Here is a 19,052-nt window from a genome sequence, read left to right as displayed (position 1 = left end):
GTGTCCGTCAGTCCAGGGATTGTTTGAGCATTGCTTCATGGATTCCGCCGCTGCGGAAAGTATCGCCGGTTTCGATCGCGGTAACAATGACCTCGGCGGGGCTGAACAGATGCGGATCGATCGCGTAGAAATCGCCTTTGAACTTCTTGAATATGTCGGCAAAAGGCTGGCCGTGATCGCGTGATGTATGGCTCGGAAGCTGTTCAGCGAGTGTGCGTGCGGCTTCTGAGGTGCCCCGCACGAAAAGCTGGACCGTGCCGCCATAGATGATGGCATCGTTGGTCCTGCCCATTGCTTTCAGAAAATCCGGATGCGGAGCAGGGATGGGCGCGCGGCCTGCGCCGTCCACGATGTCACCCAGCGGAAATTTCAGATCGTGTGCCTTGTGCATTGCAACTTCGAGAACACGCCCGACAATCTGCACGGCACCTGTCAGACTTTGTGTCGGCGCATAGATGAATGTCAGGTTCTCAGGCGCAAATCCTGTTGCTTTGGACACTTTTTCAACGATGGCTGCAGGCGGCGGCGTTGTGGTTTCAAGGACGATGACTGACGATTTTGCCTCAGGCTCACGATAGGAAATTTCATCAAAGAGCGGCTCGACCCGCGCCAGAGACCTGGCTGGCCCAGATCCCATGGCAAAGTATTTCTCGTGCGAGAGGTTCCAGCCGGCATATTGGCTGGCAAGGCAGGCCAAAACCGGTTGTGAAGATCTGACATTCACGCTGTAGGGCCATTTGCCCGTATCGAGGGTTGCCGAAACCACGCCAAGACCGCCCATGCAGATTTCGACAATCCGCAGTCCGGCTTCGACGCCGCCCGGACAACTCGCCCCTGCGTCAATCACATGTTCGCCAAGGTGGCCACGGCTGTGATTGATGCCAAGCCGTCCCGCTTGCTCGATCATCTTGTCGGCCAGATGTTGAGCGCTTCTGTTGAGATAGGCGTGACCGTCTCTCATGAAAACTCCTCCCTCCAATTAACCGCGAGTTGTTTGACGCGGCCCTTCACGGCTTTCATCGCTGCGGAGGCAGAGGGAGCCGTGGCGAAAACGGTACAAACAGGATCACCGGCTTGAAGGGAGGTGCCTGCTGTTTGGTGGTCTGCGGTGAGCGCCGGCCAAACAACATCCGGAAATGCGCTGATGGCTTTTGTGGTATAGGCGATTGCCGAGGCCGCCGAGATTTTGTAGCTGGGTGTCGAGAAATCCGACCCCGTGACCGCATGTAAATGCTGGCGCAGAAGAGGCGTTTCTTCCGTGTCGAAAATATCGAGCGTGGCACCTGGTCGTGGATTGATTTCGATGAGATGCAGACCCTCTGCACCAACGATGAAATCGGCGCTGCATAATCCGGTCAGACCGGTCCGCCGGGTTAAAGCCGTCAGCCAATCGCTTATCTGCTGTGCTCTGTGCGGATTGTAGCGGAGCAGCCGGACCGCGCCTCCATAGCGAAAGGGACTGCTTTCCGACGGAGAAAACCATTGCCGGCTCAGGCCAATCATGTGCGCCTTGTTCCCATTGGCCAGAAACAGGGCAGAGAGATTCCTGCCTCGGACAAACCGCTGAAAATAGTATTCTTGTCCCGATGTTCCGTGATGCGCAGGCCTCACATGTGAACCGCCAGCACCACCGGTCAACTTTATCAGCCAATCCCGAGGATTGTCAGGAGTGTCGAAACATATATCCGGATGCGGTATGGCAAAATCGGTGCACAACTGCGACAGAGAGACGGGGTCCTTGACGAGACGAACCGTCCTGGCGCTGTTTCCTGCAACGGCAAAGTGTTGTGAGATCGCCGCTATCATCTGCGGATCGCGCTCAAAACCAGAGCCGTAGATCACAGCCACCGGGTTATCATCGCCGGCCAGTTTTTGCAGCGTTTCAACGAGACGTTTTCGGTCGATACCGTTCTGCAGGCTCCCCGAAAGTTTCACGGCGCGTTCCGCCAATTCCAGCGTGTCAGCGTCGTTGAAGAGGTCGGCGACCAACGGCCGCAAGCCAGCCCGCCGCGCTGCCGCGGCAAGCGAGCGTCCAGAGACAGCGGCTATCAGAACCGCATTATTTGGCGAGTTCGCGAGCAAGGGCAAATGCGTCCCGAAAATCAAAGATAACCGGCTTCTTCGCCTTGATCATCTGTTCGAACAAACCGGCTTGAGTCTTGTATTTGACATTACCGATGGAAAGCGGGCCAATGCCGACAGCTTCTGTCGCATCGAGCGGATCGGCATTGGCGTTGACCTTCAGTCCTTCGATACCAGCTGGCGGAACCGCGTTGACGTCGGCCGCGATCAGAAGTTTGCCCGCCTTGGCAAGTTGTGCTGCCGATATCACCTGCACACCCGCTTTTGCGGCGGTCAGCACAACCTCCGCGGTTCGCAGCACCTCCATCTTTTTCGCTTCGGTTGACCCGTCGGCCGGCTCAACGGTCAGATTGAATCTTTGCTTGATCGACGCGGCGATCGCCTTCACCCGCTCAATGCCGTCATGGCCGATGATCGTCACGCTCGCCCCTTGCTGGGCTGTAATCACCGCGGTGCAATAGCCCACCACGCCTGTCGCGCCGAAGACTGCCACGCTGGTTCCTTCCAGCTTGCGGCCGCAAATTTTGGCGAGAGCCTTTTCGACTTTGGCCACCATGGCGGCGGCGGTCGTGAATGATCCCGCGGGGTCGGCAAACACCGAGATTTCGAACGGCGGAACCATGGCGTTTCTTGCGGCATCAAGCATGTCGAGCGCTGCGGGTGCATCCTTGCCAGCAAGGAAAATGCCCGTGGCCACACCCGCATCCGGCGGCCGTGAGAATATGGCGTCTTGAACAAGATTTCCGACATCCGAAAGAGTGACATCAGTGTAGGGAACAACGGCGTCATAACCTGCGTCGAGCGCCATGTTGACGTCGAAAGGGCTCATTTGCCGAAGCGGGGTTAACATATGCAGGATCGTTTTGCGGCTCACGGTATCCGCTCCTTCTTGATGACGGCGCCCATGGTACAAGCTCTGGCAAGATTCAGAGCAGTATGCGTGATATCAGCCCCGGCATTTCTTCCCGCGACGATTTGAATGGCCGTGCCATGCGGGTTGCTGTGGATGGTATTGACGATCCGCTCGGCTTCCGCCTGTGACGCGGCGAAGGCGAAGCCCGTCGGTCCCCATGAGCTCTGGCCCATACCGACCGCGCCGGCCTCTGCAAGCTGCATGATGGTGGTTTCAACCTGTTTGCTGGTGAAAATTCCCCCCTGTGCGGGTGCAAAATAATTGCCAATCTCGGTCTGGATGGCGGCGATCGACCGGCCAAACAAGGCAAGGTTCTGTTCGATCAGGCCGGGCATGGCGCTCATCAGCACAAGACGGCTGATCGCTGCCGATGTCGTTACCGGGAACGGAGGTAATGCTTTGAAAGCGTCGACCTCGGCACTGCCGTGAATGCCTTGGGTTGACGTGTCGAAGACGAGAATGATTCGCCACTCCTCGGGAAATGCAATCCGCGATATAATGGTGGGGGCAGCGCCGTGGGTGGCTTTGCCCGCATCGATAATGACACCACCCCCATCGAACGCAGCTATGCCGATGCCAGACCGCGCCCCGCGTCCCAACAGATGGGCATCGTTCACGATATCAAGCGGTATCGCATGCAGGGTGCGCAACGCTGCTGCAACGGCAAGGGCAATCTGGGTGCCGGAGCCAAGGCCGATATGTCGGGGAATGGTTCGATGCACGACAACCCTGTGGTGTGCGGTGATCCCAAGATGACGGGAAAGGGTTGCAACGTGCTGTGCAACGCGTTCCCGCTCATCTCCTTCAATATGGTCTTTTGCCGCGCGGGAGATCGTCAGAACGGTGGAAATGTCCTGAATGGGTAAGCCAATGCTGCCGAACCGGTTCTGACCAGGTTCGGGCACGTTGCGTGGTATATCAAGGAAGCCAAGGTGAAGACGGGCCGGGACTTCGATCGTGACGGATTCCGACATTTGCTTAATTTACACAATCTCAGAAATCGGGCCCTGCAGTATGATATCGTCTTTCGGGCGAGGCGCAAGCACCATGAGCAAAGAAGTGGAGGATTGGTCAAATGGTTGAAGAAGCAAAAGGGACGAGGCCCGCTGAAAAGGTGTATTCAGAACCTGAAATTATTGCGAAACTCGAGAAAGATCTGCCACACTGGCGCTATGAGAACGGCTGGATTCGTCGGAAATACAAGACGCATGGCTGGAAATCGACCCTGATGGTCATCAATACCATCGGTCATCTGGCGGAGGCGGCCTGGCATCATCCGGATCTCAAGGCATCCTATGCCTGGGTGGAAGTCTTGTTGATGAACCATGCCGCCAAAGGCGTTACCGACAAGGACTTCGATCTTGCGGCGAAGATTGAAAGCGTTGTCCAATGGCAGCCGGGCCAGGAGGCGGGATCGCTTGAAGGGACGCCGCAAACTGACCAGCGCTTTGCCTATATCAAGTACGACAATTGATCCCGTAAACTTTTGCATCTGCGCAGGGTTCACATTCTAGAAAAAATAGCTAAGCTCAGGTTGGCACCAGAAAGTTGCGGAATATGTCGGTTGCATGGATTGGCAGCCAGCCGGTACCTTTGACGGATGCAATTCGGAACGCTGCGAAGCTTCTGGCATCATGCCGGTGCCCAGTTTTTACTCTCGATACGGATGTGCATGGTACGCGCAGCACCATCGCGCTGGCGACCATGTTGGGCGGCGCCTACGATCATGCCAAGGGTCAGGTGCTTGCAAATGAAGTTGCATTGTTCACAAATCATGGCGGCATGTTCACGACGCCGGGAGAAGCGCGCCGTCGCTCCAGCCTGATCATTCTGGTCGGTGAAATCCCGCCCCTGCATCACGACCTTTTGCAGGCCTGGGCGACTTCGCAACCCGATCTTGGCGACAAACACACCCGTCGCTGGTTTCATATCTCGGGCGATGAAACGAGTTCATCGCATGGCAAACTTCTGCGGCAGTTGAAGGCTAAACCGCTGCGCGGCGAGGGCCTTTCACTGGAAGCGACACTGGCGCTTTTGCGGGCTCGATTGCAGCACCGTCCTGCATTGTCCTCGCTGAGCAATATCGATTCTCTTGAAAAGGCCCTGGCGAGCGCGCAGTTCCCGGTTTTCGTGTTTTCCGGCGGTTCAGTTGAAGCCGCGGGTCTCGTCATGTTGCAGGGGTTGATCGCCGACCTGAACAGAAAGGGGCGTGCCAGCAGTGTATTCCTGCCGGCTGATGACGATGCATGGGGTTCTGCTCTTGTCTCGCTTTGGATGACCGGATTTCCACTCCGGACAGGTTTTATCAATAGCCTCCCAAGCTATGACCCGGTGCAATGGGACGTCCAGCGCATGATTCATGCAAAGGAAACGGATCTTCATGTCTGGGTGTCGGGGCGCGGCGGTCAAACTCCCCCCAAAGGGGGAAAGGTCGTCTTGATTTCGTTGAGTCGGACCGACGTTCCAACATCTGGTGCGGCGGTAACGATTGCCGTTGGCCAGGCCGGGGTCGATCACGATGGGGTTGCCTATTCGAGCCGGATCGGCACGTTCAGAGCGGTCCAGGCCGCCACGCCGTCGCATCTGCCCAGTGTTTCAAAGGTCATAGGCCAATTGGCTGATGCGCTGCCCGGACGAAGGGAATTCGCATGCTGATCCGGTTATCAGGTGGTGACGTCGTCGACCCCGTCAACGGCAAAACCAGCCAGCGCGACGTTTGGATCAGGGACGAAGTGCTTGTCGATGCGCCAAAGGGCGAAGCGGCCGATCAAACCCATGATGTTTCGGGTTGTATCGTCATGGCCGGCGCTATCGATATTCATTCCCATATCGGTGGCGGCAATGTGAACACCGCACGTCTGCTTCTGCCGGAGCACCATGCGGCACACATGCCAAGGCCTGCCAATACGCCACTGTCGAATGCGGGCTGGTCGACTTTCCAGACCGGCTGCCTCTATGCGCAAATGGGTTTCACGACGGTGGTGGAGCCGGCCATGGCACCCTATACCGCGTTGCATACGCACCTGGAGCTGGCCGATATTCCAATTATTGACAGGGCGACATTGGCGATACTCGGCAATGACGATTTTACCCTGTCCTTGCTGCGTGACGGCAAATCATCGGCAATGATCGACGACTATGTGGCATGGGTGGTCGGTTCAACACGCGCTCTTGGCGTCAAAGTCATCAATGCCGGCGCCGCTGCGGCGTTCAAGGACAATGTCCGCTCGTTCTCTCTGGATGATGTGGTTCCGGAATATGGCGTCAGCTCGCGCAAGATCGTCAAGTCGCTTCAGTCTTCCGTGACCCGGCTTGGCATCCCGCATCCGCTGCATGTCCACGCCAACAATCTCGGTATTGCCGGCAGCGCCGATACGGCGGCTGCAACCATCGCGGCAACGGAAGGTGTGCCCTTGCATCTGGCCCATCTGCAATTCTATGGCTATGGGACCGGAGGCAAGCGGAAGTTCTCGTCGGAGGCAGCGCGGCTGGCCGAAGCCGTCAATGCCAATCCCGATGTCACAATCGATGTCGGTCAGGTCATGTTCGGTCAGACCGTGACAATTTCCTCAGACGTAATGCGGCAGTTTTCCGCCATCGGCAATGCCAGTCCGAAGAAGACGATCATCTTTGATGGCGACGGCAATGGCGGCGGCGGAATCGTACCCTACCGCTACAAACAGGATTATTACGGTTCGCTGCAATGGGCTATCGGGCTTGAACTCTTCCTGCTGATCACCGATCCATGGCGGGTGTTCTTCACAACCGATCATCCCAACGGCGCACCATTCACGGCCTATCCGGAATTGTTCGAGCTGCTGATGAGCAGTGCGTCCCGCGATGTGAAATCGGCAGAACTCAATGCTGCCGCGCTGGAACTGACAACGCTCGCGTCGGTTCGTCGTGAATATACCCTGGAAGAGATCGCGATCATGACCCGGGCGGCGCCCGCCAAACTGCTTGGCCTCAAGGATCGCGGTCATCTGGGGGCAGGGGCTATTGCCGATATCGCCGTATACCGGAAGGGCAGGGATATCGCCAAAATGTTCCGCGAGGCGGCATTGGTTTTCAAGAATGGCGATCTGGTCGTTAAAAATGGCAAGGTCAGTCAATATCGTTGGGGCAAAACCCTTCGGCTCAATCCGCCGCCCGATAAGGCGATCATCAAGCGCATGAAGGCCTATCACGAAGAGCGTTATGGACTGTCGCTGGACTGGTTCACATTTCCGGATTCTGCCATCCAGCGCGACGAACCCTTTGCCGAGGTGCCATGCAACAGTTGAGCCGCAATGGCGTTCTTATTGACGATACCTTCGCCGAAGCTTTCGGCATGCGTGCGACGGCGATCATCATCACTGCGCCGACCCTGAAATGGGCGCGGCAGGCCGCTATCACCATGACGGGCTATGCAACCTCCGTTATTGGCTGCGGTTGCGAGGCCGCGATTGATGTCGATTTGCCCGCATCCAAGACGCCGGACGGGCGGCCGGGATGCCGCGTGATGATTTTTGCCATGGGAACCGACGATCTGCAGAAGCAATTGAAAAGCAGGCTTGGCCAATGCGTGCTGACTTCGCCGGGAAGTGCCTGTTTTGCCGGGCTCGAAGGTACGGCCCCGCTCGACCTCGGCAATTCGCTGCGTTACTTCGGCGACGGCTGGCAGATATCCAAGAAATTTGGCGGAAAGCATTATTGGCGCGTTCCCGTCATGGATGGCGAGTTCCTGTGTGAAGCAACAACGGGGCTGACCAAGCTTGCAGTTGGCGGCGGCAATCTGCTGTTTCTCGCGGCCGATAACGCCAAAGCCCTGAATGCAGCGGAATATGCGGTTGCCGCTATCGAGAAAGTAGCGGGGGCAATCATGCCATTTCCCGGCGGCATTGTCCGTTCCGGTTCGAAAGTGGGCGGAAAATACAAGGGGATGATGGCTTCGACCAATGACGCCTTTGCACCGACATTGCGCGGCGTTGTCGACAGTGCCTTGACGCCCGGGGTCAACGCTGTGCTTGAAATCGTCATTGACGGAGAGACCAGTGACGCGGTTGCGGCTGCCATGCGCGCGGGGTTGAAGGCGGCCATTGATCTTGGTCCGGCGAAAGGCGCGTTGCGGATAAGCGCTGGCAACTACGGCGGCAAGCTTGGCAAATTCCATTATCATCTGAAGGATTTGCTGCCATGAAAGCTTTGACCTTCTCGCTGTTGGCCCAACCGGACGAACGTCTGGATCTATCATGCCTGACGCCCGCCGCTTTGGCCGGACTGGCTGATGTCCAGATTGCCAAACTGCGCATCGGGACGAGCCGTAATCCGGCCCTGGTTGGCGATGTATTCAGGATCACCGGCAAGGATGTGAACAATATCGTGTTCGAGGGCGGCAGTTCGCGGTTTGACAAGTTGGGGGCAGGGCTGAGCGCTGGTGCAGTCCGAGTGATGGGGGATGTCGGCAACCAGGCGGGCAGAAGGCTGTCCGGAGGCACGCTGTATGTGGACGGGAGTGCTGGAACCCATGTGGGTTCGGGCATGATCAATGGACGGCTCGAGATCAAAGGCAATGCCGGAGACTATCTCGGCGGATCGCTTGCCGGTGAAACCTCCGGCATGGAAGGCGGCCTGTTGATCGTCCGCGGGAAGGCTGCAGATTATGCGGGGGACCGCCTTCGCCGCGGAACGATCGCGATACTCAAAGGCTGTGGCAATTATGCCGGTTATCGCATGATCGCCGGAACACTTGTCATTACCGGCCGTACCGGCGCCATGACTGGCTATCTCATGAAGCGCGGTTCATTGCTGCTTGATCGCCCGCCGGAGAATTTGTCGCCAACTTTCATGCCGTGCGGCGAGCCTGATATCGCTTTCTCCCATCTGTTCGATCGCTTTCTTATGGATGAGAAAATCATCGACAAACCGCTTCTCGGCCCGAAGCCGGGAAAATATGGCGGCGATACTGCGGTGTCCGGCAAAGGGGAAGTACTGTTTCGACAACGATATCGTTGAGGACCTGAGCCAAATTCAGTGATGGTTGCCTATGAACTGTATACTTTATTGGTGCCAATAATAGAGAAAATTGTCGACAATATCGTTGACAAAGCCAAATCCTTGTGGCCTATGGAGGGAAATAAAAGTCGCGGGCAAGCCTAGCGACGGGGCACACACGAGGAGGAAATGCCGATGACGCGACTGCGAAAATCCGTCTTGGTGGCAATGACATCGTTGCTATTGTTTGGAACGGCGGCAGAGGCTGCGACACTGCGGTGGGCCGGGCAACGGGACATATTCTCACTCGATCCCTATTCCTACGGCTCGACCTCCAATCTGGCATTTCTCAATCACATCTATGAGGGCCTGGTCCGTTACACGCCGGAGTTCAAGGTTGTTCCGGCGCTGGCCACGGAATGGCAGCTCATCGACAATAAGTACTGGCGTTTCAAGCTCCGCCAGGGCGTGAAATTCCACAATGGAGCTGATTTTACCGCGGATGACGTCATTGCATCGCTTAAGCGCGTGAGTGATCCGAGCTCGCCGCTCAGGGGTAATATTCCACTCTACGTCGGGTCGAAAAAGGTCGACAATTATACGGTCGATATCGAAGTCTCAGCGCCATCGCCGCTCTTCCTCAACGATCTGACGAACATCTTCATGTTCAATGCGCAATGGCTGGTCGACAACAAGAGCGAGAAGCCCACCGATGTGGGCGCGCAGGTCGAGGGCTATACAACCTATCACACCAATGGGACCGGGCCTTTCAAGCTCGAAAGCCGCGTTCCCGACGCCAAGACGATCCTTGTCGTAAACGACGCCTGGTGGGACGAGAAAAAGCACAATATCGATCGCATCGAGTTTACGCCGATTACATCCGCCGCGACGCGCGTCGCGGCTCTGTTGTCGGGAGAGGTCGATCTGGTTGACGCGGCCCCTATCCAGGATATCAGTCGCCTTGAATCAACACCGGGTATCAAGGTCGATAAGCGCTCGGATCTGCGAACCATTTCCATTGCATTCAATCGCCGGGAAAAGCTGACGGACGGTCGTGACAATCCGTTCAACGATCTGCGGGTGCGGCAGGCGTTCGACCATGCGATTGACCGGGATCTGATCAACAAGAAAGTCATGCGCGGACTGGCGCATCCCGCCGGTGCATTGGTCGCGCCGGAAATACCGGGCTACAGCGCGGAGCTGGATAAGCCTGCAACCTATGATCCGCAATTGTCGCGCAAGCTTCTGGCCGAGGCCGGGAAGAGCGATCTTGCCTTTACCTATCTTTGCATGAACGATGAAAGCGTGAACGAGGAGGACGTTTGCTCTGGTGTCGTCAACATGCTGACGCGTGCCGGCTTCAAGCCGACGCTCGATATCGGCCCGCGCGCCGTGCAGACACCAAAACGCTCGAGCGGTAAATCCGACGTGTACATGGTGGGCTGGGCCAACGAACCCACGCTTGATGCCTATTCGATCCTGGTTCAGGTGCTTTCCACCCGTCATGGCGCCGATGGTGTCGCAAACTATGGTGGCTGGTCCTATCCCGAACTCGACAAGATGGTCAAAGAGGCCGCTACGGAGCAGGATCGCGACAAGCGCCTGGCCATTGAAACCGCCGCGCTCAAATTTGCCAAGGATCAGGCAATCATGATCCCGCTGCACCAGCAGCCGATGGCATGGGCCATGACCAGCAAGATCGAGAACGTCGTGATCCGGGCTGACAACAAGCCGCGGCATTGGCTGACGCGCATGACCGACTGATCTGCAGCGCCTTTGGCGCTGTCTGATAACCAAGGCAAGACCTCCGTTCAAGGAGGCGGCAAACGTCCAGAAGCGGAGCAAACCACAATGTTGAAGCAACTAGGCCTCGCGGCCACGGTGGCAATGAGCCTGATTTTTCCAGGCCAAGCCGCAACACTCAAATGGGGCGCGCCCCATGATATATACTCGCTCGATCCATATTCCTACGGTGACAGTTATACGCTTGCCTTCCTCAACCACGTCTATGAAGGCCTGGTCCGGTACGACGCCAAGCTGAAGATTGAGCCGGCCCTTGCCACATCGTGGGAGACGATGTCGGACACGGTCTGGCGGTTTCATCTGCGCAAGGGAGTGAAGTTCCACAACGGTGCGGGTTTTACCGCCGATGACGTCTTGGCCTCGCTCACCCGCGTCAGCGACAAGACCTCGCCCCTGCGTGGAAATCTGCCCGCCTACAAATCGGCAAAAAAGGTTGATGACTATACTATCGATATCGAGCTGACGGGGCCGTACCCGCTTCTGCTCAACGACTTGACCAACATTCACATCTTCAATGCGGCTTGGCTTGCCGACAACAATTCACTGAAGCCGACTGACGTCGGCGCAAAGCTTGAGGGCTATGCGACCTATCATGCCAATGGCACCGGCCCTTTCGTCATTGAAAGCCGGGTCCCGGACAGCAAGACGGTTCTCGTCAAGAATCCGAATTGGTGGGACAAGTCTGAAACCAATGTCGACCGTATTGAATTCACGCCGATAACATCTGCCGCCACCCGTGTTGCGGCTCTCCTGTCAGGCGAGATCAACTTCACCGATAACGCGCCCTCCCAGGACCTGCCCCGCCTCTCGGCCCAGCCTGAACTCAAGGTCATGGAGCGGACCGATCTGCGGACGGTCATGATGGGGTTCAATCGCAAGCCGAAGCTCACCAACGGTGATGACAACAAGTTCAACGATCTGCGTGTACGGCAGGCATTCGCCCATGCGCTCGACCCGCAATTGATCCAGAAACGCATCATGCGCGGTAAATCGCGCACGGCGGGTGCAATCATCGCACCGGAAATTCCGGGTTATACCGAGGCGCTCGACAAGCCGGTGTCCTACGATCCGGAACTGTCCAAGAAACTGTTGGCGGAGGCTGGAGCAAAAGATTTCGCTTTCACGCTCGTGTGCACGACAGACGCTTATGTCAACGAAGAAGAGCTCTGCCAGGGTATGGTCAACATGCTGAGCCGTGCCGGCTTCAAACCGCAGCTCGATATTGCACCGGTGGCTGCTCAAACGCCCAAACGCACCAATGGCAAGGCTGATGTCTATCTCATCGGTTGGGCGAACGAGCCGATGCTCGACAGTTATTCTATCCTGCTTCAGATGATACAGACGAAGACGGACAATGCCGGTGTCTTCAACTGGGGAGGCTGGAGTTATCCTGAAATCGACAAGCTGGTCATACAGGCCTCGACGGAGATGGACAGGAGCAAGCGGCTGGCGCTGCAGACCAAGGCCCTGCAGATGGTCAAGGATGAGATCATCATGCTTCCCTTGCACCAGCAGCCCATGGCCTGGGTGATGACGGACAAGATCGACCATATCGTTCAACTGCCCGACAACAAGCCCCGTCACTGGTTGACGCATTTTGCCAAGTAGAAGTGGCGGTTTGCCGCGACGGGTTCAAGGCAGACAGAATTAAGGGAGGCGACAGATGCTGGTTTTTATTGTGAGGCGCTTGGCAAACGCAATCCTGGTGATGCTCGCAGTAGCCATGCTCGCCTTCCTGATTTTCCGGCTTGCCGGCGATCCGGTTGAGCTTATGGCGAATGAACAGATGACGCAGGCGGATCGCGACAATCTGCGCGAACGCCTGGGTCTCAACGATAGCCTGCCCACCCAGTACATCCGCTTTGTTGTCCACGCGGCTGAGGGCAATTTCGGTATCTCCTATCGCAATGGCCAGGATGTGCTGACGCTCATCGCCGACCGGTTTCCCGCAACCCTGGAACTGGTGCTGGTGGCAACGCTCATTTCACTGGTGTTCGGCATTCCTCTGGGCGTTCTGACGGCAATCAAGCGCGGCAAGTGGTATACGGAGGGCCTCCAGTTCCTCTCCATTGTCGGCGTGTCCTTGCCCAGCTTCGTCGTCGGTATTCTGCTGATCCTGGTGTTCTCGGTCAGCATGGGGTGGCTGCCGGCATTCGGACGAGGCGACGTCGTCAAAATTGGCTGGTGGTCGACCGGGTTGCTGACATCGTCGGGACGGGCTGCTCTCATTCTTCCGTCAATCGCGCTGTCACTTTACCAGATCACCCTGATCATGCGGCTGGTGCGGGCCGAGATGCTGGAAGTGCTCCGGTCCGACTACATTAAATTCGCCCGGGCGAGGGGTATTCCCCGCTGGCGCATCTATTTCCGCCATGCGCTGAGAAACTGCCTCATGCCTGTTGTCACCATGACCGCGATGAACGTCGGCTCACTGATCGCCTTCGCGCTTATCACGGAAACCGTCTTCCAGTGGCCGGGCATGGGCATGCTGTTCATCCAGGCGGTGACATTCATCGATATCCCCGTGATGGCGGCATATCTGTGCATCATCTCCTTCATTTTCGTTGTTCTGAACATGCTCGTGGATATCGCCTATGCGGTCATCGATCCGCGTCTGCGCAGCACACGCTAGCCCCGAAGTTAGGGTCCTGTCCGATGACAACAGATGTATCGAACACACCGAAAGTACCAAGGCCTGCGCGAGCGCCGCTTCTCAAGCGCATACGCAACAGCGACCTCTGGTGGTCGTTCACCCACAGCAAGGTGGCAATCGCGGGCGCCGTCATTCTGGCAATCCTGATCCTCACGGCAGTGTTTGCGCCGTTGATCGCGGCGCAAAACCCCTATGACGGGGCACAGCTGGACATGTGGAAGGCGGAGCTGCCGCCGATCTGGGAGCAGGGCGGTGAATGGCCCTATTTGCTCGGAACCGACACGCAGGGCCGCGATATGCTCTCGGCTATCCTTTACGGGACACGCATTTCCATTTTCATCGGCATAGCGTCGGTCGCCCTGTCCCTGCTGATCGGCATGAGTGCCGGTCTGGTGGCTGGCTATTTCGGCGGCTTTGTCGACAATCTTCTGATGCGTATCGGCGATGTCACCCTGTCGATCCCCACCATTCTCGTGGCCATCCTGGTTTCGACGGTCGTTCGGCAAATGCTTCCCGCAGAGCTGCGGGAAATGGGTGCGTCGGCCGTGCTGGTGTTTGCAATCGCGCTATCCGCATGGGTTCAGTATGCGCGCACGGTCCGTGCCCAGACGATCGTGGAGTGCGGCAAGGACTATGTGCACGCAGCCAGGCTCATCAGAGTGCCGGCCCGCCGGATCATGGCCAACCACATCCTGCCCAACACGCTCACACCGGTCCTGGTGGCGGCGACATTGAACTTCGGCATGGCCATTCTGACGGAGGCAACGCTGTCTTTCCTCGGCATAGGCATGCCACCCAGCCAGCCGTCGCTCGGAACCTTGATCCGCATCGGCAACCAGTTCCTGTTTTCCGGCTCGTGGTGGATCGTGCTGTTTCCCGTGCTCCAGCTTTGCCTTCTCGTTGTTGCGGTGAACCTGCTCGGCGACTGGCTGCGCGACGCCCTAAACCCGAAATTGAGGTAGACGACACATGACCAATCTATTGCTGCGTAACGTACGGCCCATGGCTGGCGACAGCTGTGATATCCTGATCAAGGATGGGAAGATTGCTGCTTTCGGTCAATTTACGCCGGAGCCTGGCATGCCGGTCGAGGACGGAGGCAATTCCATTGTCATTCCGGGTCTCATTGACGCCCACACCCATCTCGACAAGACGACATGGGGCATGCCGTGGCACGAGAACAACCGGGCGGCGGTGCTGCGCGAGCGCATTGATTTTGAGCGCGAGAACCGCAGTGCGATCGGCATTGATCCGCACCGGCAGTCCATGCGCCATGCGATCGGGCTGGCGGCGCATGGTGCAACCCATATCCGCAGCCACGTCGACATTGATCCGACCCATGGCCTGTCCATCGTGGAAGGCGTTTGGGAAACCCGCGAGAAACTGCGGGGTATCATCGATATCGAAATCGTCGCCTTTCCCCAGTCCGGTGTCATGGTCATGCCCGGCACTGCCGAACTGCTTGATGAGGCTCTGCGGCAAGGCTGTGAGGTGCTGGGAGGCATTGACCCCTGCGGTATAGATCGCGACCCGAAGGGCCAGCTCGACACGATATTTGCGCTTGCCGTCAAACATCAACGGCCGATCGATATCCATCTGCACGAGGTCGGGGATCTCGGTGCATTCACCATGGAGCTCATTTTCGAACGCATCCGCGCAAACGGCATGCAGGGGCAAGTCGCCATAAGCCATGCATTCGCGCTTGGCATGAACGACTATCTGCGCGTCGGAAAGCTGATGGATGAACTCGCGGCGCTCGACGTGGCGATCCTCACCACCGGCGCGCCATCTGCCACCGTTCCCTCGGTCATGCGGCTGAAGGAAGCCGGCATACGCGTTGGCGGCGGCTGCGATGGTATCCGCGATACGTGGGGGCCGTGGGGTCAGCCCGACATGCTCGACAGGGCCAAGATTATTGGCATGAAGAACGGGCTGCGCAAAGATCGCGAACTTGAGCATGTTCTGCATATCGTCTCGCAGGGCGGTGCTGATGTGATGCGGATCGAGGGCTATGGTCTGCAGATCGGGTGTGCGGCCGACCTGACTCTTCTGACGGGTGAAACCCTGGCGCATGCGGTTGTCGACATTGCCCCGCGTCCGCTGGTCATCAAGGGCGGACGTGTCACGGCACGGCAAGGCCAAGCCATTGTGGACATGCCATGACAAGAGCCGGATTTGAGACACTGACGCTTGGCCGCAGACCCGAGGGGCGCACGCTGCTGACTGCCGATTGGGTGCTCGGCCATCGTGACGGAACCCATCGCCTTATCCACAAGGGAGAAGTTGTGTTCGAGAACGGCGAAATTCTGTTCGCCGGACACGACTTTCCGGGTGAGGTGGCACGCCGTATCGATTTCGGGACGTCGTTGATCAGTCCAGGGTTCATCGACCTCGATGCACTCTCCGATCTCGACACGACGATCCTCGGTATCGACAACCATCCCGGTTGGGCCAAGGGGCGGGTCTGGCCCCGCAGCTATGTCGATGCCGGTCCCTATGAGATGTACACGCCCGAAGAGCTGGCCTTCCAGAAGCGGTTTTCCTTCGGTCAGCTTCTGCTGAACGGCATAACCACCGCCGCGCCCATCGCATCGCTGTTCTATCGCGAATGGGGTGAGACCGTAGCCGAATTCGACGCGGCTGCAGATGCGGCGGGAGACCTCGGCCTGCGGGTCTATCTCAGTCCTGCCTACCGGTCAGGCGGCATGGTTCTTGAAAGTCCGGGCCAGATACGACCGGTGTTCGATGAGGAACGCGGTTTGCGCGGCCTGGAAGATGCCGCGCGCTTCATCGAACGGCAGAGCGGGCGTCATGACGATCTCGTGCGGGGTATGCTTGTTCCGGACCGTGTTGAGACCTGCACAACCGGATTGCTGCAACGCACCGATGCGGTCGCACGCGAACTCGGTTGCAAGATCCGCCTGCACATGGCGCAAGGCATCATGGAAGTCGAGACGGTCCGCGCATTGCATGGATCGACTGCACCGGTCTGGCTCGCAAAATCGGGACTGTTGAGCGAGCGGCTGATTGCGCCGCACGCAACCAATGCAACGGATGAAGATCTGCGTCTTTATGCGGCCAATGGCGTGTCGATCGTGCATTGCCCGCTTGTGTCTGCCCGCGGCGGCAACACGCTGAATTCTTTTTCCGCATGCCGCAACCGCGGCATCAACATTGCGATGGGTACCGACACGGCACCGGCTGACATGTTGATGAATCTGCTCGTCGGACTGATCACATCCCGTATCAATGACGGGGTGCCGGACCGGGTGCGCAGCGCTGATCTTTTCGATGCGGCGACGCTTGGCGGTGCACGGGCGCTCGGCAGAACTGACCTTGGCCATCTTTCACCGGGCGCGCGTGCGGATATTGCGGTGTTCGGCCTTGACGATGCGATCATGGCGCCATCGATCGATCCGATCACAACGCTTGTTGCCGGCGGATCGGGCAAGGTAACGCGGGCGGCCTTTGTCGACGGGCGTCCTTCCATGCTGTTCGGTGAGGTGGCCGGCATCGATATGGCGTCTGCCCGGGAACGGATACAGAAACAGTTTGACGGGTTGATTGCCAAATATCCTGAGCGAAGCTGGGCACATCCGCCGGTCGCCGAAATATTCCCTCCAAGTTATCCAATAGAGAGCAGCGCACATGGGTGAAACAATGGATCAGCCCATCCTTGAGGTTCGCAATCTCACGGTGGAATTTCCCGGTCGCCACGGGACGGTGGCCGCGCTTTCGGATGTGAGCCTCGACATCCGGGCGGGTGAGATTCTCGGTGTGGTCGGTGAATCCGGCGCCGGCAAGTCGATGACCGGCCTGGCCATCCAGGGGCTGCTTGAGCGCCCCGGCCATATCAGCGGCGGCGAAATCTGGCTGGAAAAACGCCGGATCGACACGCTTGATGACTATGAAATGGAAAAAATCCGCGGCCGCAAAATCGGCGCGATCTTCCAGGATCCTCTGACCTCGCTCAATCCGCTGTTCACTGTCGGAGCCCAGCTGGGTGAGACGATCCGCCAGCATCTCAACATGAGCAAATCGCAGGCGAAGGCCCGGGCGATCGAATTGCTTGGAGAGGTCGGCATTCCTTCCCCGGACGAACGGGTCAACCACTACCCGCATCAGTTTTCCGGTGGAATGCGGCAGAGAGTGGTCATAGCCCTGGCACTTGCGGCGGCGCCCAAGCTGGTGATCGCCGACGAACCGACCACGGCGCTGGACGTGTCCATTCAGGCGCAGATCATTTCGCTGCTGCGCAGGCTATGCAAGGAGAAGCGCACGGCCGTCATGCTGGTCACCCATGACATGGGTGTCATTGCAGAAGCAGCCGACAGGGTGGCGGTCATGTATGCCGGCCGGCTGATCGAGGTTGGCCCGGTCAACCAGGTGCTGCACGCGTCATCACATCCCTACACCCGTGGTCTCATGGCTTCCATTCCGGCACTTGCTGCCCGCGTGGAGCGGCTCAACCAGATCGACGGATCCATGCCCCGGCTCGACGCGATTCCAGATGGGTGCGCCTTCAATCCGCGCTGCAAATCGGTCGGGCCGCGCTGTATTCGAGAGCAACCTGAACTCATGCCGGCGGGCGATGGCGCAAGCGCCTGCTGGCTCAACGCGGGAGGAACCGCATGACCGGGACCGGACAAAAAAAGCCGGCTTTTACCGCCGAACGCCTTGTCAAGACATTCGATGTCTCGGCACCGTGGCTGAGCCGGGTTATCGAGCGCAAACCGCGGCAGCTTCTGCAGGCCGTCAATGATATCAGCTTTACCGTACCCGCCGGTGGATGCCTTAGCATCGTCGGAGAAAGCGGCTGCGGCAAATCAACGGTTGCACGCCTTGTAACCGGGCTGCACAGGCCAAGCGGTGGCGAACTTCGCTTTGCGCCGGGGCGCAACGGGGCACCGCTTTCGGTACAGATGATCTTTCAGGACCCCTATGCCTCGCTGAATCCCCGTTGGCGTGTGAAGAACATCGTTGCCGAGCCGTTGCGCGAGATGAAACTGCTCAAAACCTCGGTTGAAATTACCGAACGCGTTGAGGAACTGCTCGAAACCGTCGGGTTGTCGGCTTCGGATGGTGAAAAATATCCGCATGAGTTTTCGGGCGGCCAGCGCCAGCGCATTTCAATCGCCCGGGCACTCGCCAGCGAGCCGGAATTCCTCGTGTGCGACGAGCCGACATCTGCGCTCGATGTGTCGGTGCAGGCGCAGGTTCTCAATCTCATGCGCAAACTGCAGGACGAACTCGGCCTTACCTATCTCTTCATCAGCCATGACATGAGCGTTGTCAGGCACATGTCGGATCGCATTGCGGTCATGTATCTCGGGCGTATCGTCGAAGAAGGGGATACGGAAGAGCTGTTTGCCAATCCACGGCATCCCTATACGCGGCTTCTGCTGCAGACGATCCCCAACGTGCAGCAGCCGAACAGGGACCGGGTCGTTGGCGGGGGTGAGGTGCCGAGCCCGCTCAAACCGCCATCCGGTTGTACTTTCCACCCGCGCTGCCCGGTTGCAATCGGGCGTTGCTCGGCCGAGGTGCCCGAGGTCCGCACCCTTTCGGGCGGCACGCGCGTGGCGTGCCACCTGGTTGAAGAGCAGGTTGCACATGCAGCACGGTGAT

At 58.2% G+C, this 19,052-nt stretch carries 17 protein-coding genes; 13 read left to right on the top strand and 4 right to left on the bottom strand.

Annotated elements, in window-relative coordinates; genetic code table 11:
• Window positions 1-7: 7 nt before the first annotated feature.
• The 4 genes from mch to ACTJJ7_RS06380 are packed head-to-tail and all read right to left on the bottom strand — an operon-like array spanning window position 8 to window position 3,969.
• Window positions 8-961 carry a methenyltetrahydromethanopterin cyclohydrolase gene (gene mch, locus ACTJJ7_RS06395; protein WP_105734857.1) on the bottom strand — a complete coding sequence of 318 codons (954 nt, stop codon included), beginning with the start codon at window positions 959-961 and terminating at the stop codon, window positions 8-10.
• The gene (locus tag ACTJJ7_RS06390) at window positions 958-2,082 is read right to left on the bottom strand and encodes an ATP-grasp domain-containing protein (RefSeq protein WP_440966078.1); all 1,125 of its coding nucleotides are present in this window, start codon (window positions 2,080-2,082) and stop codon (window positions 958-960) included. Before ACTJJ7_RS06390 ends, mch begins: the two co-directional genes overlap by 4 nt.
• Window positions 2,060-2,956 (bottom strand): NAD(P)-dependent methylenetetrahydromethanopterin dehydrogenase, encoded by an 897-nt coding sequence (locus ACTJJ7_RS06385; RefSeq protein ID WP_440966076.1) that lies wholly within the window; start codon window positions 2,954-2,956, stop codon window positions 2,060-2,062. The genes ACTJJ7_RS06390 and ACTJJ7_RS06385 overlap by 23 nt, the downstream gene beginning before the upstream one ends.
• Window positions 2,953-3,969, bottom strand: a complete 1,017-nt coding sequence (locus ACTJJ7_RS06380) for a beta-ribofuranosylaminobenzene 5'-phosphate synthase family protein (RefSeq protein ID WP_440966074.1) — start codon at window positions 3,967-3,969, stop codon at window positions 2,953-2,955. Before ACTJJ7_RS06380 ends, ACTJJ7_RS06385 begins: the two co-directional genes overlap by 4 nt.
• Before the next feature lie 101 nt (window positions 3,970-4,070).
• Here ACTJJ7_RS06380 and ACTJJ7_RS06375 point away from each other — a divergent pair, with 101 nt between their 5' ends.
• The 13 genes from ACTJJ7_RS06375 to ACTJJ7_RS06315 all read left to right on the top strand — a co-directional run bounded on the left by ACTJJ7_RS06375 (window position 4,071) and on the right by ACTJJ7_RS06315 (window position 19,051).
• Entirely contained in the window at window positions 4,071-4,469 is a 399-nt protein-coding gene (locus ACTJJ7_RS06375; RefSeq protein WP_440966072.1) for a 4a-hydroxytetrahydrobiopterin dehydratase, read from the top strand.
• A gap of 83 nt (window positions 4,470-4,552) precedes the next feature.
• The gene (locus tag ACTJJ7_RS06370) at window positions 4,553-5,650 is read left to right on the top strand and encodes a tungsten formylmethanofuran dehydrogenase (RefSeq protein ID WP_440966070.1); all 1,098 of its coding nucleotides are present in this window, start codon (window positions 4,553-4,555) and stop codon (window positions 5,648-5,650) included.
• A complete protein-coding gene (locus tag ACTJJ7_RS06365) occupies window positions 5,644-7,278 on the top strand; it encodes a formylmethanofuran dehydrogenase subunit A (RefSeq protein ID WP_440966068.1) in 1,635 nt (544 codons plus the stop codon). Before ACTJJ7_RS06370 ends, ACTJJ7_RS06365 begins: the two co-directional genes overlap by 7 nt.
• Window positions 7,266-8,174: a formylmethanofuran--tetrahydromethanopterin N-formyltransferase gene (gene fhcD / locus ACTJJ7_RS06360; protein ID WP_105734863.1), complete on the top strand. Its 909-nt coding sequence runs from the start codon at window positions 7,266-7,268 to the stop codon at window positions 8,172-8,174. Before ACTJJ7_RS06365 ends, fhcD begins: the two co-directional genes overlap by 13 nt.
• Window positions 8,171-8,989, top strand: coding sequence for a formylmethanofuran dehydrogenase subunit C (locus ACTJJ7_RS06355; RefSeq protein WP_440966065.1), 819 nt, complete (start codon window positions 8,171-8,173; stop codon window positions 8,987-8,989). Before fhcD ends, ACTJJ7_RS06355 begins: the two co-directional genes overlap by 4 nt.
• 174 nt (window positions 8,990-9,163) lie before the next feature.
• Window positions 9,164-10,732: an ABC transporter substrate-binding protein gene (locus tag ACTJJ7_RS06350; RefSeq protein WP_130272460.1), complete on the top strand. Its 1,569-nt coding sequence runs from the start codon at window positions 9,164-9,166 to the stop codon at window positions 10,730-10,732.
• Window positions 10,733-10,819: 87 nt separating this feature from the next.
• Window positions 10,820-12,379, top strand: coding sequence for an ABC transporter substrate-binding protein (locus ACTJJ7_RS06345; protein WP_440966063.1), 1,560 nt, complete (start codon window positions 10,820-10,822; stop codon window positions 12,377-12,379).
• 55 nt (window positions 12,380-12,434) lie between these two features.
• On the top strand, window positions 12,435-13,403 hold the full coding sequence (locus ACTJJ7_RS06340; protein ID WP_440966062.1) for an ABC transporter permease: 969 nt from the start codon (window positions 12,435-12,437) through the stop codon (window positions 13,401-13,403).
• 23 nt (window positions 13,404-13,426) lie between these two features.
• Window positions 13,427-14,386, top strand: coding sequence for an ABC transporter permease (locus ACTJJ7_RS06335; RefSeq protein ID WP_440966060.1), 960 nt, complete (start codon window positions 13,427-13,429; stop codon window positions 14,384-14,386).
• Between the two features lie 7 nt (window positions 14,387-14,393).
• Window positions 14,394-15,587 (top strand): amidohydrolase family protein, encoded by a 1,194-nt coding sequence (locus ACTJJ7_RS06330; RefSeq protein ID WP_440966058.1) that lies wholly within the window; start codon window positions 14,394-14,396, stop codon window positions 15,585-15,587.
• Window positions 15,584-17,080, top strand: a complete 1,497-nt coding sequence (locus tag ACTJJ7_RS06325) for an amidohydrolase family protein (protein ID WP_130272455.1) — start codon at window positions 15,584-15,586, stop codon at window positions 17,078-17,080. The genes ACTJJ7_RS06330 and ACTJJ7_RS06325 overlap by 4 nt, the downstream gene beginning before the upstream one ends.
• A gap of 4 nt (window positions 17,081-17,084) precedes the next feature.
• Window positions 17,085-18,059, top strand: coding sequence for an ABC transporter ATP-binding protein (locus tag ACTJJ7_RS06320; protein ID WP_425350468.1), 975 nt, complete (start codon window positions 17,085-17,087; stop codon window positions 18,057-18,059).
• Window positions 18,056-19,051, top strand: a complete 996-nt coding sequence (locus ACTJJ7_RS06315) for an ABC transporter ATP-binding protein (RefSeq protein ID WP_105734872.1) — start codon at window positions 18,056-18,058, stop codon at window positions 19,049-19,051. Before ACTJJ7_RS06320 ends, ACTJJ7_RS06315 begins: the two co-directional genes overlap by 4 nt.
• Window position 19,052: the final 1 nt, after the last annotated feature.

It is taken from the genome of Phyllobacterium sp. 22229 (assembly GCF_052056495.1).
Classification (GTDB): Bacteria; Pseudomonadota; Alphaproteobacteria; order Rhizobiales; family Rhizobiaceae; genus Phyllobacterium; species Phyllobacterium myrsinacearum.
Note: the sequence above shows the minus strand (reverse complement) of the source record. Positions and strands in the feature narration are given on the sequence as shown.

Coding starts and splice junctions, on each gene's coding strand:
- mch (WP_105734857.1), bottom strand. CDS start 961: ATGAGAGACGGTCACGCCTATCTCAACAGAAGCGCTCAACATCTGGCC.
- ACTJJ7_RS06380 (WP_440966074.1), bottom strand. CDS start 3,969: ATGTCGGAATCCGTCACGATCGAAGTCCCGGCCCGTCTTCACCTTGGC.
- ACTJJ7_RS06375 (WP_440966072.1), top strand. CDS start 4,071: ATGGTTGAAGAAGCAAAAGGGACGAGGCCCGCTGAAAAGGTGTATTCA.
- ACTJJ7_RS06370 (WP_440966070.1), top strand. CDS start 4,553: ATGTCGGTTGCATGGATTGGCAGCCAGCCGGTACCTTTGACGGATGCA.
- ACTJJ7_RS06365 (WP_440966068.1), top strand. CDS start 5,644: ATGCTGATCCGGTTATCAGGTGGTGACGTCGTCGACCCCGTCAACGGC.
- fhcD (WP_105734863.1), top strand. CDS start 7,266: ATGCAACAGTTGAGCCGCAATGGCGTTCTTATTGACGATACCTTCGCC.
- ACTJJ7_RS06355 (WP_440966065.1), top strand. CDS start 8,171: ATGAAAGCTTTGACCTTCTCGCTGTTGGCCCAACCGGACGAACGTCTG.
- ACTJJ7_RS06350 (WP_130272460.1), top strand. CDS start 9,164: ATGACGCGACTGCGAAAATCCGTCTTGGTGGCAATGACATCGTTGCTA.
- ACTJJ7_RS06345 (WP_440966063.1), top strand. CDS start 10,820: ATGTTGAAGCAACTAGGCCTCGCGGCCACGGTGGCAATGAGCCTGATT.
- ACTJJ7_RS06340 (WP_440966062.1), top strand. CDS start 12,435: ATGCTGGTTTTTATTGTGAGGCGCTTGGCAAACGCAATCCTGGTGATG.
- ACTJJ7_RS06335 (WP_440966060.1), top strand. CDS start 13,427: ATGACAACAGATGTATCGAACACACCGAAAGTACCAAGGCCTGCGCGA.
- ACTJJ7_RS06330 (WP_440966058.1), top strand. CDS start 14,394: ATGACCAATCTATTGCTGCGTAACGTACGGCCCATGGCTGGCGACAGC.
- ACTJJ7_RS06325 (WP_130272455.1), top strand. CDS start 15,584: ATGACAAGAGCCGGATTTGAGACACTGACGCTTGGCCGCAGACCCGAG.
- ACTJJ7_RS06320 (WP_425350468.1), top strand. CDS start 17,085: ATGGATCAGCCCATCCTTGAGGTTCGCAATCTCACGGTGGAATTTCCC.
- ACTJJ7_RS06315 (WP_105734872.1), top strand. CDS start 18,056: ATGACCGGGACCGGACAAAAAAAGCCGGCTTTTACCGCCGAACGCCTT.